Annotated in this window: 13 protein-coding genes; 7 read left to right on the forward strand and 6 right to left on the reverse strand. The window is 63.0% G+C overall.

The window, feature by feature from the left end; translation table 11 throughout:
• Positions 1 to 95 precede the first annotated feature (95 nt).
• Genes phnC through phnE form a run of 3 tightly spaced genes read left to right on the forward strand, consistent with a single transcriptional unit; the run spans position 96 to position 2,868 of the window.
• On the forward strand, positions 96 to 1,055 hold the full coding sequence (phnC, locus tag CUJ90_RS20565) for a phosphonate ABC transporter ATP-binding protein (protein WP_244220104.1): 960 nt from the start codon (positions 96 to 98) through the stop codon (positions 1,053 to 1,055).
• The gene (gene phnD / locus CUJ90_RS20570; RefSeq protein WP_073430166.1) at positions 1,052 to 2,029 is read left to right on the forward strand and encodes a phosphonate ABC transporter substrate-binding protein; all 978 of its coding nucleotides are present in this window, start codon (positions 1,052 to 1,054) and stop codon (positions 2,027 to 2,029) included. Before phnC ends, phnD begins: the two co-directional genes overlap by 4 nt.
• Positions 2,026 to 2,868, forward strand: a complete 843-nt coding sequence (phnE, locus tag CUJ90_RS20575) for a phosphonate ABC transporter, permease protein PhnE (RefSeq protein WP_073430167.1) — start codon at positions 2,026 to 2,028, stop codon at positions 2,866 to 2,868. The genes phnD and phnE overlap by 4 nt, the downstream gene beginning before the upstream one ends.
• Positions 2,869 to 2,920: 52 nt before the next feature.
• Here phnE and pdxR read toward each other — a convergent pair whose 3' ends face one another.
• On the reverse strand, positions 2,921 to 4,444 hold the full coding sequence (pdxR, locus tag CUJ90_RS20580) for a MocR-like pyridoxine biosynthesis transcription factor PdxR (RefSeq protein WP_083082488.1): 1,524 nt from the start codon (positions 4,442 to 4,444) through the stop codon (positions 2,921 to 2,923).
• A 121-nt stretch (positions 4,445 to 4,565) separates the two neighbouring features.
• On the opposite strand from pdxR, the gene CUJ90_RS20585 reads away from it, so the two are divergent.
• Positions 4,566 to 5,849 (forward strand): 4-aminobutyrate--2-oxoglutarate transaminase, encoded by a 1,284-nt coding sequence (locus CUJ90_RS20585; RefSeq protein ID WP_073430169.1) that lies wholly within the window; start codon positions 4,566 to 4,568, stop codon positions 5,847 to 5,849.
• A gap of 210 nt (positions 5,850 to 6,059) precedes the next feature.
• On the opposite strand, the gene CUJ90_RS20590 is transcribed toward CUJ90_RS20585, so the two are convergent.
• Positions 6,060 to 6,353, reverse strand: a complete 294-nt coding sequence (locus CUJ90_RS20590; protein WP_073430170.1) for an antibiotic biosynthesis monooxygenase family protein — start codon at positions 6,351 to 6,353, stop codon at positions 6,060 to 6,062.
• 194 nt (positions 6,354 to 6,547) lie between these two features.
• Between CUJ90_RS20590 and CUJ90_RS20595 the strand changes: the two genes are divergently transcribed.
• A complete protein-coding gene (locus tag CUJ90_RS20595) occupies positions 6,548 to 7,126 on the forward strand; it encodes a chromate transporter (protein WP_073430171.1) in 579 nt (192 codons plus the stop codon).
• A gap of 2 nt (positions 7,127 to 7,128) precedes the next feature.
• Positions 7,129 to 7,701, forward strand: coding sequence for a chromate transporter (locus CUJ90_RS20600; protein WP_073430172.1), 573 nt, complete (start codon positions 7,129 to 7,131; stop codon positions 7,699 to 7,701).
• Here the strand turns inward: CUJ90_RS20600 and CUJ90_RS20605 are convergent.
• The 3 genes from CUJ90_RS20605 to CUJ90_RS20615 are packed head-to-tail and all read right to left on the reverse strand — an operon-like array spanning position 7,698 to position 10,708.
• Positions 7,698 to 8,015, reverse strand: a complete 318-nt coding sequence (locus CUJ90_RS20605; RefSeq protein WP_073430173.1) for an AtuA-related protein — start codon at positions 8,013 to 8,015, stop codon at positions 7,698 to 7,700. The two genes, CUJ90_RS20600 and CUJ90_RS20605, sit on opposite strands and share 4 nt — an antisense overlap.
• A 1-nt stretch (position 8,016) precedes the next feature.
• Complete coding sequence (locus CUJ90_RS20610) at positions 8,017 to 9,378, reverse strand: acyclic terpene utilization AtuA family protein (protein ID WP_073430174.1); 1,362 nt, start codon at positions 9,376 to 9,378, stop codon at positions 8,017 to 8,019.
• Positions 9,379 to 9,403: 25 nt separating this feature from the next.
• Positions 9,404 to 10,708 carry a CitMHS family transporter gene (locus tag CUJ90_RS20615; protein ID WP_073430175.1) on the reverse strand — a complete coding sequence of 435 codons (1,305 nt, stop codon included), beginning with the start codon at positions 10,706 to 10,708 and terminating at the stop codon, positions 9,404 to 9,406.
• A 100-nt stretch (positions 10,709 to 10,808) separates the two neighbouring features.
• Here CUJ90_RS20615 and CUJ90_RS20620 point away from each other — a divergent pair, with 100 nt between their 5' ends.
• A complete protein-coding gene (locus tag CUJ90_RS20620) occupies positions 10,809 to 11,714 on the forward strand; it encodes a LysR family transcriptional regulator (RefSeq protein WP_073430176.1) in 906 nt (301 codons plus the stop codon).
• A 31-nt stretch (positions 11,715 to 11,745) separates the two neighbouring features.
• On the opposite strand, the gene CUJ90_RS20625 is transcribed toward CUJ90_RS20620, so the two are convergent.
• Positions 11,746 to 13,149 (reverse strand): T6SS phospholipase effector Tle1-like catalytic domain-containing protein, encoded by a 1,404-nt coding sequence (locus tag CUJ90_RS20625; RefSeq protein WP_073430177.1) that lies wholly within the window; start codon positions 13,147 to 13,149, stop codon positions 11,746 to 11,748.
• Positions 13,150 to 13,211: the final 62 nt, after the last annotated feature.

The raw sequence follows: 13,211 nt of genomic DNA on the forward strand, positions 1-13,211 counted from the left end.
AGTCGTCTAGACGTTACGATGCCTTCACTCAACCGTCACAGACGCTTTCTAGAATGAGTCCACACAGGCCCGTAGCGGCCGGAAAAGAGGTACTCATGGAAGCCACGCCGGACGCAATCCGTATCGAACGGTTGAGCAAGACGTTCAGCAACGGCCGCAAGGCCCTGGACGAAATCGATCTGCGCGTCGAGCCCGGCGAGATGGTTGCGTTGATCGGCGCGTCGGGCTCGGGCAAGTCCACGCTGTTGCGGCATATCGCGGGCTTCACGGCCTCGGATGCGCAGCCCTCGCAAATCGCGATTCTCGGCCGGCCGATTCAGCAGAACGGCCGGATCGTGCGGGAAGTGCGCAGCATTCGCCGCGACATCGGCTTCGTGTTTCAGCAATTCAATCTGGTGAACCGGCTTTCCGTCGAGACCAACGTGCTGATCGGTGCGCTGTCGCGGCTGCCGTGGTGGCGCCGTCTCACCGGGCGTTTTCCGGGCCCGGAGCGGGCCCTGTCGATGGCCGCGCTCAACGAAGTCGGCATCGGCGAACACGCGCGCGAGCGCGCCGCGAACCTCTCCGGCGGACAGCAGCAACGCGCGGCCCTGGCGCGGGCGCTGGTGCAGCGCGCGCGCATCGTGCTCGCCGACGAACCGATCGCCTCGCTCGACCCCGAATCGTCGCGCCGCGTAATGGACATGCTGCGCACGCTGAACGCCGAACATCGGCTCACGGTGCTGGTGTCGCTGCATCAGGTCGACTTCGCCATGCAGTATTGCCCGCGCACCGTCGCGCTGCGGCGCGGCAAGGTGGTGTACGACGGCCCCTCGGCGGCGCTCAGCCCCGCGCTGCTCAAGCAGCTCTATGGCGACGACGTCCACGAACTGCTCGATGACGCGGACCCTGGCGCGACCGGCACCGCAAGCAACGCCGCCGGCATGGATAGCAGCGCGCGGCTCCAGGACCCCCATCCACCGCGACGCGCTACGCGTTCGCCCTCGACCCGGCACACTCGAACTGAGTGCGCCAATCAATCCACTGTGTTCATTCAACCGGACCTCAACCGATGAAACTCCTGCGTTCATTGATCACGCTGACGCTCGGCGCGGCGGCCCTTGCCTGCGTCGCTACCGCGCAAGCCGAGGACATCAACCTCGGCATCATCTCGACGGATTCGTCCTCGGTGCTCAAACAGCGCTGGGAACCGCTGATCGAGGACATGAACCGGCAAACCGGCCTGAACGTGAAGGCATTCTTCGCGACGGACTACGCCGGCATTATCGAAGGCATGCGCTTTAACAAGGTACAGGTCGGCTATTTCGGCAATGCGTCGGCGATCGAAGCGGTGGATCGCTCGCAAGGCGAAGTGTTCGCGAAGGTCCTGTATGCCAACGGCGACGCCGGTTACTACTCCGTGCTGGTCACCAACGTGAACAGCCGCTTCAAGACGCTCGACGACGTATTCAAAAACACCAGGGACGTCACGCTCGGTTTCGGCGACCCCAACTCCACATCGGGCACGCTGATTCCCGGCTATTACCTCTTCGCCCAACGCAATGTGCCGGTGAAGACGTCGTTCAAGACGGTGCTGCCGTCGAGCCACGAGGCGAATCTGCTCGCCGTGGTGAACAACAAGATCGACATCGCCACCAACAACACCGAGATGCTCGACACGCTGAAAAAGCAGCACCCGGACAAGTTCGCGCAAGTCCGCGTGCTGTGGACCTCGCCGCTGATTCCGTCCGATCCGCTCGTGTGGCGCAAGGATCTGCCGCAAGCGACCAAGGACAAGCTGCGCAACTTCTTCCTGAACTATGCGAAGACCGATCCGCGCGAAAAAGCGGTGATGGCCGCGATTACCGGCTATGGCGGCTTCGCGGCGTCGTCGGATGCGCAGTTGCTGCCGATCCGCCAGGTTGCGCTGTTCCAGCAGAAGCAGAAGATCGAGAGCGACACGCATCTCTCCGACGACGACCGCAAGACCCAGTTGGCCGCGCTCGACGCGAAGCTCGCCGCGCTCGGCAACGTGCAATCGAAGCAATGAACACGGCCGATCTGATCACGTCGCCGGCTCGCGCGAACGAAGCGCTCGCCGCGCGGGCGGCGCGTCATGGCCCGCCCGCCGCGGGCAAGCGCGGCTGGCTGTCGCTGGTCGGCTGGATCGCGGTGCTTGCGGTGCTGGGCGGCGCATGGCACGGCGCCGACATGCGTCCGCTGGATTTGCTGAGCGACTCCGGCAACATGGGCCAGTTCGCCAAGGACTTCTTCCCGCCGGATTTCAGCGAATGGCGCAACTATCTGCACGAGATGTACGTGACGCTTTCGGTGGCGGTGTGGGGCACCGCGCTCTCGCTCGTCTGCGCGGTGCCGTGCGGCTTGATGTCGGCGCACAACATCGCGCCGGCGTGGATCGTGCAGCCCATGCGCCGCGTGATGGACGCCTGCCGCGCGATCAATGAAATGGTGTTCGCGATGCTGTTCATCGTCGCGGTCGGCCTCGGTCCTTTCGCCGGCGTGCTGGCGCTGTGGGTGCATACCACGGGCGTGCTCGCCAAGCTCTTCGCGGAGGCGGTCGAGGCCATCGATCCGCGTCCGGCCGAAGGCGTGCGCGCAACCGGCGCGACCAGTGTCGACGAAATCGTTTATGCCGTGCTGCCGCAAGTGCTGCCGTTGTGGATCTCTTACGCGTTGTATCGCTTCGAATCGAACGTGCGCTCGGCGATGGTGGTCGGCATGGTCGGCGCGGGCGGAATCGGCGTGGTGCTGTACGAGGCTATCCGCTCGTTCAACTATGCGCAGACCGCTGCGGTGATGCTGATGGTGGTGGTGGTCGTGACGGTGATCGATCTGGCGTCGGCGTGGCTGCGTGAGCGGGTGACTTGAGGGTTTGGGGGGTGATTGCAGTGTGCAAGCCGAAGTGTCGTCCGCGAGCCCCTCACGCCAACTCCACCAACGTCGCATCAATCGCACCACCCAGCGTATTGAAAGCCGGCGCGATGTCCTCATCCGGCACGCACGCATAGCCGATCAGCAAACCCGACGGCGCCAGCGACGGTTGCGCGTAATACCCCGACAACGGCCGCACGACGATATTGCGCTCCAGCGCCGCGGCTGCCACCGCGCGGTCGTCGCTGCCTGGCGGCAGTTGCATCACCAGATGCAAGCCGGCATCGCCGCCCACCGCCGGCAACGCGTCGCCATAACGGCGCGCGGCGGCGTCGAGCAGACTCTGGCGACGCTGCCCGTAAAGCGTGCGCATCTTGCGGATATGCGAGGTGAAATGCCCTTCGTCGATGAACTCCGCGAGCATGGCCTGTTGCAGCAATTGTCCCTCGCGATACAGTTCGGCGCTCGCCGTGGCAAAGCTCTCCGCCAGCGCTTCCGGCGCGACCAGGTAGCCGATGCGCAAGCCGGGAAACAGCGTCTTGCCGAAGCTGCCCACGTAAATCACCTGCCCAGAGGTGTCCAGACCTTGCAGCGACGCCAGCGGCCGGCTGCCGTAACGGAATTCGCTGTCGTAGTCGTCCTCGATGATCCAGCATTGGTTTTGCCGCGCGTATTCGAGCAGCATGCGGCGGCGCGCGAGGCTCATCACCATGCCGAGCGGATATTGATGCGACGGCGTGACGAGCATCAGCCTGGGCGGCTGCGCGAGGTCGTCGGCAGATGGATTGATGCCTTCCTCGTCGACGGCGATCGGCCGCGATTGCAGCCCGGAAACGTGCATCACGCTGCGCACGCCCCAATAGCACGGGTCCTCGGTCCAGATCACGTCGCCCGGATCGGACAGCAGACGCACGGCAAGATCGACCGACTGATGAATGCCCGTCGTGATGATGATCTGCTCGGGCGTGCAGCGCACCGAGCGCGAGGTGCGCAGATAGTCGGCCAGCGCGTGGCGCAGCGACGCCAGGCCGCCGCCCGGCGCGTAGGTCAACAGATCCGGGCGCAGCCGGCGCCAATACTTGTTGTGCAGGCGACTCCACACGCGCGCGGGAAACTTCGTGACGTCCGGCACGCCCGGCATGAACGCGCCCCATTGACGCTTCGACACGCCGGCGCCCGCGATCAGCCGCGCGCCGCGCGTGGACAGCGCGCGCTTTGCCGGCAACGGCGAGGACAGCGGTGAGTTCGACGGCGCGGGGCGCGCGATCGCCGCGTCGGCATCCGGCCCGCCGACGATCTCGTCCGGCGCGCTATCGGCAACGAAGGTGCCGCTGCCGGTCGCCGAATTCACATAGCCTTCGAGCGCCAACTGCTCGTACACCTGCGTGACGGTGTTACGCCCGATGCCCAACTCCTTGGCCAGCAAACGCGACGACGGCACCTTGGCGCCCGCCGGCAGTTCGCGCGACAGGATCGCCTGTTGCAGCAGCCGATGCAGTTGACGATAGATCGGCTGGCCGTTGCCGCGATCGAGGCGCTGCGCCAGCCAATCGGACAACACACTCGCGCGCATCAGTGGCTCCTACATTTTTATTGAAATGGCTCTGAAGTTGAGAGCCAAATCTCATTATAGTCGCTGCATGTGCCGCTTAAGCGCGGCGTCCGCAAAAAACCGAGGAGCGCCGGAGATCACGATGAAGAATGCAGAATTGAAGAGCCGCAAGGACGCCGCCACGCCGCGCGGTGTCGGCGTGATGTGCGATTTCTACGCCGAGCGCGCCGAGAACGCCGAACTGTGGGACGTCGAGGGCCGCCGTTTCATCGACTTCGCCGCGGGCATCGCCGTCTGCAATACGGGCCACCGTCACCCGAAAATTCTCGCCGCGATCCGCGATCAGCTCGATCACTTCACGCACACCGCGTATCAGATCGTGCCGTACGCGTCGTATGTCGAACTGGCGGAGAAGATCAACCAGCGCGCACCGGGCGACTATCCGAAGAAGACCGCATTCTTCACGACCGGCGCGGAAGCCGTCGAAAACGCGATCAAGATCGCGCGCGCCGCGACCGGCCGTCCGGGCGTGATCGCGTTCACCGGCGGCTTTCATGGCCGCACGTTGATGGGCATGGCGCTGACCGGCAAGGTCGCGCCGTACAAGATCGGCTTCGGTCCGTTCCCGTCCGATGTGTTCCATGCGCCGTTCCCGAATCCGCTGCACGGCGTGACTACCGCCGATTCGTTGAAGGCGATCGACGCTTTGTTCAAGGCCGACATCGACCCGAAGCGCGTGGCGGCGATCATTTTCGAACCGGTTCAGGGTGAAGGCGGTTTCTATTCGGCGCCGGCCGAGTTCGTGCGCGCATTGCGCAAGCTGTGCAACGAGCATGGCATTCTGCTGATCGCCGACGAAGTGCAAACGGGTTTTGCGCGCACCGGCAAGCTGTTTGCGATGCATCACCATGACGTGGTGCCCGATCTGATGACGATGGCGAAGAGCCTCGCGGGCGGCATGCCGTTGTCGGGCGTGGTCGGTCGCGCCGATGTGATGGACGCGGCGGCGCCGGGCGGCCTCGGCGGCACGTATGCCGGCAATCCTTTGGCGATTGCCGCCGCGCATGCCGTGCTCGATATCATCGACGAAGAAAAGCTTTGCGAGCGCGCCACGGTGTTGGGTGACCGCGTGAAGGCGAAGCTGATCGCGCTGCAAGGCGAAGTGCCGCAAATCGCCGATGTGCGCGGGCCGGGCGGCATGGTGGCGGTCGAGTTTTGCAAGGCGGGCAGCACCGAGCCCGACGCGGAATTTACCAGGCGCGTGCAAAGTCGCGCGCTCGAGCGTGGCTTGTTGCTGCTGGTGTGTGGTGTCTATTCGAACGTGGTTCGGTTTCTGTTCCCGCTCACCATTCAGGACTCGGTTTTTGATGAAGCCATGGTTATTCTTGAGGGCGTGATCAGGGATAGTGTTGCTGTGGGGGTTTGAGTTTTTCGGCCTGCGCGGACTCGCACTACAGCATCCATGGCCAGGCCGCGATCAAGTACATGCAGCTCGGCTAAATTCGAAAAGTGAAGCGGCCACGCCGGAATGTCCGACGTGGCCGTTTTCTTATCTGGTATGGGCGAAGACTCCCGGGCTGAACGGCCGTCATCGTCATATTTGTGTCAGTGCACAGGGTCTTGACGAAAAGCCCCCCTACTTCACCACAACTTCTGTATGCGTCACCACCGGCGGCTTGTCAAAAAACGGCCCGACAAGTCGACGCCATTCCTGAAAGTCATCGGACTCGCGGAAGTGCACCATGTGATCTTCCAGCGTATCCCACTGAACGAGCAGAACATAACGGTTCGGCTGTTCGACGGTTCGATGAAGCTCGACGCCCTTGCAGCCGCGCGCCCGATTGAACAGCGGTATTGCCTGTGCGACGCCGGCCTGGAACTCCGCATCTTTTCCCGGCGCGATTTCGATTACTGCCATTTCATTCACCATACAACTCTCCAATGGAATTGAGTCCCGGCGATTCTACGCCGTAACTGTTCATCGAGCAGTTTCATCGAACGACGAAGCACAGCCCTGCCACCAAACCACCGTTGCTATAATTTTCCAGCCGCACACACGCAGTCGGCCACGGCGATCGCCAAAATAATTTCATACGCCCTACGTCAATCTGACTGGAAGATTCGATGTCCAAGCAAACGGCTAACGCAAGCGGACCGCCCACGCTAACCGGGCTATTCCTCATCTTCAGCCGGATCGGACTCACGAGCTTCGGCGGTGGTTTGAGCGGCTGGCTTCTGCGGGAATTCGTGCAAGAGCGCCACTGGATCAGCGAGGAAGACTTCCTGAACGGCCTGGCAATTTCACAAGCGCTGCCGGGCATCAACGTGAAGAACATGGCGATCTGGATCGGACACCGGCTGCTCGGCTGGCGCGGCGCGCTGCTCGCGGTCACGGGAATCATCGTTCCGCCCGCCGTTTTCATCATCATTCTCGGCACGGCCTTCACCTATCTGCTTCATTTTCCGCCCGCTCATGTCCTGCTTGCGGGCGCGGCGGCAGCGGCCACGGGCCTGTCGCTGTCGATGGGCGTGACCACCGCGCGCCGCGTGCCGCGCACGCTGTTGCCCATGCTCTTTCTCGCCGGCACGTTTGTCGCGATCGGCGTTTTGCGCTTGCCGCTGGTATGGGTCGTGACAGGCGCGGGCGGCTTGAGCGTGCTGTCCGAGTACACCAAACTCCGCACCCAACTCCGCAAGGCATAGACATGTCGACACGCGTTCTCGTGCAGCTTGCGGCGGTCTTTGCGCCGCTGTCGCTGGTGACGATAGGCGGCGGCCAGGCCATCATCGCCGATATCCAGCGGCAGGTCGTGGACGTCCACGGCTGGATGACGCATGGCCAATTCGCCGCCGACTTCGCCATTTCGCGCATGGCGCCCGGCCCCGGATCGCTGCTCGCCACGTTGATCGGCTGGCAAATCGCCGGGTTCTGGGGCGCCGTCGTGGCGACGCTCGCGCTGCTCGCGCCCACCGGCTTGCTGATCTACGGCGTCACGCACGTCTGGACGCGTTATCAGGGCGCGCCCTGGCAACTCGCGCTCGAACGCGGCCTGCGTCCCGTTGCATCGGGCATGATCCTCGCAGCGGGCTGGGTGCTGCTGAAGTCGCTCGACGGCGGCATGCCGGCCAAGGCGATTGCCCTCGCTTCAATGGCGCTGTTGCTGAGCACACGAATCAATCCGCTGCTGCTATTGCTCGGCGGCGCGTTGCTGTTGCTCGGCGTATCCGAACTCGGCGCCGGCCTTCCGTACCTGCTTCAGGTGCACGTCGCGGGCTAAAGGCCCGCTTCCTCGTCGATCTCCAGATCCATCAACGCGGAACTCAGCGATTTGCCATGCGCGTCGAGAGCGAGCGAACGCGTTACGCCGCCGCCGAGCGCCCTCCCCAATACGAAGTTGAACGCGGCGAGGCGAGGCAATTCATAGCGCACCACGTCGCCGAGCACGACGTCGCTCAAAAACGCCTTCACGCGCTCCGAGGTCAGCACCTTCCGCAGAAGATCGTAATGCCGCGCGTCATGACAAATGACGGACACGTTCAACGTATTGCCCTTATCGCCCGTGCGCGAATGGGCCAGTTCGCGTAGCTTCATGTCACGCCTCCACAAACGAGAAAGTCGGATTCGTGGACGCGCGCAGCAATAGCACCGATTGCACCGCCACCACTTCGCGTGTCGACTTCGTCACTCCGCCGCCGCCCGCCGGACCGTTGGTATAAAGCGTCTCGACTTCATTGCCGATCCGCACCGCCTCGGCCAGCGACGCCGTGCGTCCCGCCACCCGCGCACGCACTTCATAGGGTTCCGCGCCGCGCGCGCCCGCCGTTTCGCCGTGCAACGCGTTCACGCCGATCAGATCGAACCGCAACTCGCTCGTTTGCACACCGGTCAACGCGAGCCGTTCGCGGACGATATCCAGCGCGAGCCGCGCACGCGCCACCGCGCCCGGACCCGCGTATGAAATTTGCCCTTCACCGATAAACCCGTCGACGTAGGCCACGGATGCCTTCAACGTATCGGTGCGCGGTGAGCCGCGCCCGCCTGTAACGCGGACACGGTCCGACGCCTCTTCATTCACGCATACGTTAGAGAAATCGGCGACGACATCGGGCTGCAAGTAACGCTGCGGATCGTGGATTTCATAGAGCAACTGTTCCTTGCAAGTGGCTTCGGTCACGCGTCCTCCCGCATGAGGCACCTTGCTGATGACAACCGATCCGTCCGCCGCCACTTCCCCGATCGGAAAGCCGAGTCTCGCCAGATTGGGAACGTCCTTGAAACCCGGATCGGCGAAATAGCCGCCCGTGATCTGCCCCGCGCACTCGAGCAGATGCCCGACCACGGTTGCCTGACCGAGCGTGTCCCAGTCGTCCATGTTCCAACCGAACCTATGAATCAGCGGCGCGGTGAAAAGCGAGGGATCGGCCACGCGGCCGGTCATCACGATTTGCGCGCCCGCTGCGAGCGCCGCGACGATCGGCGCCGCGCCAAGATAGGCATTCGCCGAGACAATGCGATCGCGATATGACGCCACGCGTTCGCCCGATTCCTCGAACGTGAAATCGCCGCGCTGCACGACATCGAGCACATCGTCACCGGTGACGGCCGCGATCTTCACGTCGCCCAGTCCGAGCGAACGCGCGATTTGCGCGGTTTTGCGCGCCGCGGCCAGCGGGTTCGCCGCGCCCATGTTCGAGATGATCCGCACGCCGTTGCGGATCGCGGCGGGCAGCACGGCTTTCATTCGCGCTTCGAGCAGCGGGTCGTACCCAAGTTGCGGATCCTGTCGTCGAGCCTGCTGCGCAATCGCGATGGTCCGCTCGGCCAGGCATTCGAACACGAGGTAATCGAGCGCGCCGTGTTCGGCCAACTCGACCGCCGGCTCGATCCGGTCGCCCGAATAACCCGCGCCCGCGCCGATGCGGACCACGCGTCCTCGATCTTGAGTAACGGTCATGCTGGTCTCATCCATTCGATGAAGCTCACAAAGGAAATACGCCTAGCGCCACGCACGCAATCGTCATGACGATCGACGCGGCCAACAGCAGTGGAAAAGTGAACCGCTGATGGTCCGCGAGATCGATTCCGCACAGGCCGACCACGAGAAACGTCGCGGGCGTGAGCGGGCTCACCGGGAAACCGGTGGTCATCTGACCGAGCAGCGCCGCCTGTCCCACGTGCACCGACGGCACGCCGAGTTGCCCCGCGACTTCGGCGATCACGGGCAGCACGCCGAAATAGAACGAATCGGGATCGAACAGCATGCTGAGCGGCATCGACACGAGGCCAAGCGCGACGGGAATGTGGCTCGCCATCGCCGGCGGCACGAAACCCACCGCGGCTTGCGCCATCGCCTTGAGCATGCCGCTGCCTTGCATCACGCCGGTGAACACGCCGGCGGCGAGCAGGATGCCGGCCATCATCAACGCGGCGCGCGCGTGAGCGTCGATACGCTTGCGCTGCATCTCGACGTTCGGGTAGTTCACGATCAGCGCGACGCACAGTCCGACCATGAACATCAGCGCGGGCGGAATTTTTTCGCCCATCACCACCATCGTTCCGAGCACGACGAGCGTCAGCACGATGTTGAACCAGAAGTTCCTCGGGCGGCGCAATGCCTGCTCGTCGGGCGTCAGTTCGCGCTTCGGCATCGGAATGGCGCCCGCCGCGCCGGTGAGGCCGAGGCGCTTTTCCTCGCGCCGGCCGAGCCAGAACGCCATGCCGAAGACGAACACGAGCCCGATTGCCTGCACCGGAATCAGCGGATTGAAGAGCGCCGAAACCGGCAGATGTAGCGAAGCGGACGCGCGGATCATCGGTCCGGTCCACGGCAGAAAATTGATGCCGGCCGCCATCGAAACCGCCGCGGCGAGCACGCGCCGGTCCATCTTCAGGCGGTCGTAGAGCGGCAACATCGCGGGAATGGTGACGAGAAAGCAGACCGCGCCGGACCCGTCGAGGTGAATCAGCAGCGCCAGCAGCGTCGTGCCCATCACGATTCGCGTGGGCCGCGTGCCGACCGCGCGCAAGATCCGGTCGATGATCGGGTCGAGCGTGCCCGCATCGGTGATGGTGCCGAAGTAGAGAATCGCGAACACGAACATGCCGACGACGGGCGCAAGGTTCTTCAGGCCGTCGATGACGAACTTGCTCGTCTGGAACCCGAAGCCGCCGATCAGCGACGCGGCGATCGGCACGATGATGAGCGCCACCAGCGGCGACATTCGTTTGGACAGGATGGCGGCCAGCAGCACGACGATGGTGGCCAGCCCCAGTAATGGCAGCATGTTGCACGTCTCCGATGTTGTTTTTTACTGGAAGCCAGCGTAATTTCGATCCCACAATAGAACAATTGAAATGATTTGATCGCAGCCATTACAAACCATCATGGATCTGAATCTCAGGGACATCCGCGCGTTCGTCGCCGTCGCGCAAACGGGCAGTTTCACGCGTGCGGCGGCGCGGCTGCATCTGTCGCAACCGGCGTTGACGGTGCAGATCCGGCGGCTGGAGGAAACGGTCGGCGCACGGCTTTTCGACCGCAACAGCCGAAGCGTCGCGCTCACGCCCACCGGGCGCGAATTGCTGCCGGTATTGCAGAAGTCGCTCCACGACATGGAGCATGTGCTGATCGACGCGCGCGCGCTCGGCGATGGATCGAGCGGCACGGTGCGGATTGCCTGCTTGCCCACCTTCGCGGCGAGCGTGCTGCCCGAACTCGTGCAGCAACTCAGGAAAGCCGTGCCGCGCGCCGGCTTCCAGGTGCGCGACGTGGTCGCGAGCATGGTCAACGCGCTCGTGCGCAATGAGGAGGTGGATATCGGCGTGACCGGAGGCGAGCTCACGGATTCGGCGCTCGAGGTGCTGCACGCCAGCGACGATCGCCTCGTCGCGGTGCTTCCGAAACGTCATGCACTCGCGCGGCGCAAGCGCGTGACGCTTGCCGATCTCGCCGGCGTGCCGCTCGTGCTGACCGCGCAGGGCACGAGCGTGCGCGCGGTGGTAGATGGCGCGTTCGACAACGCGGGCTGCACGCCGCAGATCGCGTGCGAACCCACGTACATGATGACCGCCGTGGCGATGGTGCGCGCCGGGCTGGGCGTGACGATATTGCCCGCGTCGGCGCGCGAGGTGCGCGCCGAACCGGAACTGCTGGTTCGTCCAATCGACGATCCGGCGTTCGTGCGGCCCATTGCGTTGATCAAGAAGCGCGGAAGGACGTTGCCGCCGGTGACGGAGACGTTCGTTGCGGCGTTGATCGAGAGGCTCGGCGAGGGTGCGGCGGGCCGTTAATGCGCCGACCGACGCCATTCGATTGGGTGTATCACCAACCCCCGGAAGCGCCGTGCGCTAACTGTTTCGAATGCTGTTCGTTCACTCCTCTAGACCGAAAATAACTGAACGGTTCAGAGTTCAAGACGAAATCCACCTTCGAGTTATGAACATAGTGCGCGAAAAACTCGATAGTCGATGTCGCTGCGTTCGTTTCCCAGGCCCGTAGCTTCCATGCTTCAGGTTTGAACGTATAAAAGAAAATTCTTTGCCCGGACAGCACCACGGACTTATTCCCTTCCAACGCCTCGGCGTATGCAGGCGCTTCTTCGTCGATACCTGCCCACATCTGCCGTTTAATAAAACTGTCTTGTAAAGACTGCCCGCCGACTATAGGTTGTTTGTTGCGAGAAAGGGTGCCGCAACTAGAATAGAACATTTGCATATGGCGCTTGATCGATTCTTCGACCGTTAGGCTCTGACCTCCTATGTTCATCGTATATTGCTGGTAGCTCTGGCGCGTCTTGTCGTCCACGGCAAACCGGTGTGCAATCGTTGCGCGTGATGCCTTCAGCTCGTCGAGGCTCATCAATCTGACGCCCGACGAAAGTGATTCTGCAAGCATGTCATTGAGCGGGATACGTGCGTAACTGTCGCTAACGCCTTGCTCATTGGCCGTATATCCACCGCCGACATCTGAGTGCACGCCGGGATAGACTTTCTCGGTCATGCCGGGGCGGTACCGGCCGTTGTCGCGGATCAGGTCGACTGGGAAAGAGAAGCGCAATTCGTGGGCGGCGACGAAATGCACACACCGCTCGACGCACGAGGGAATCTTCAGCTCGCGGTCTTCGAATGGTAACGTCATGTTCTGCGCGGGTAAGCCGAACGAAGCGACGGTATCAAATAAACCCATAAACACGAACCGCACCGGGTAGCCGTCCATCGACATCGATCCGTCCCGAGAAGCGCTACAGCGCTCGAGCAAACGGTTAGCGAACGCTCGCGCCAACGCCGCGCCCCGTGAAAAACCAAAAATAGAGATGTTGATAACTTTAATAAGCCGATGACCTGCGAGCGCCCGATTCAACTTCTCGAAGCTCTCGTTCTGGTTCTCATTGGCGATGCGCGCCACTTCTCCGCCTTGTTTGCGCGCGTTGGCCACCAACGCCTGGGCAAGTGCCGCGCTGAAATCGGTATCTCCTTTACTAAGGCGTCGCTCGCCACCGTCGCCCGCCATCGCCCCAAATAGATGATCTTCACGCCACACATCGATCTTGTCTGTCAGCGGCACAGCGCCGTTAAAAGGCGTGCCGACACCGGAAGTGTAGACGGCATAGATACCGTTTGAGTTGTCGTCCCTTGCGGCATCAAAAAGCCGGGCGACGTTACTCCACTTTTGAAGAGCGCCATCTTCATCCCGGTTATTACCGGTGCCGTCAAAAAAGAACGTCAAGTGGAGAACATCGGAGCAATCCTGCCGAGCGCCAGGCGTTGTTCGTGGTACGTCGCGATTTG

Source organism: Paraburkholderia terricola (genome assembly GCF_003330825.1).
Classification (GTDB): Bacteria; Pseudomonadota; Gammaproteobacteria; order Burkholderiales; family Burkholderiaceae; genus Paraburkholderia; species Paraburkholderia terricola.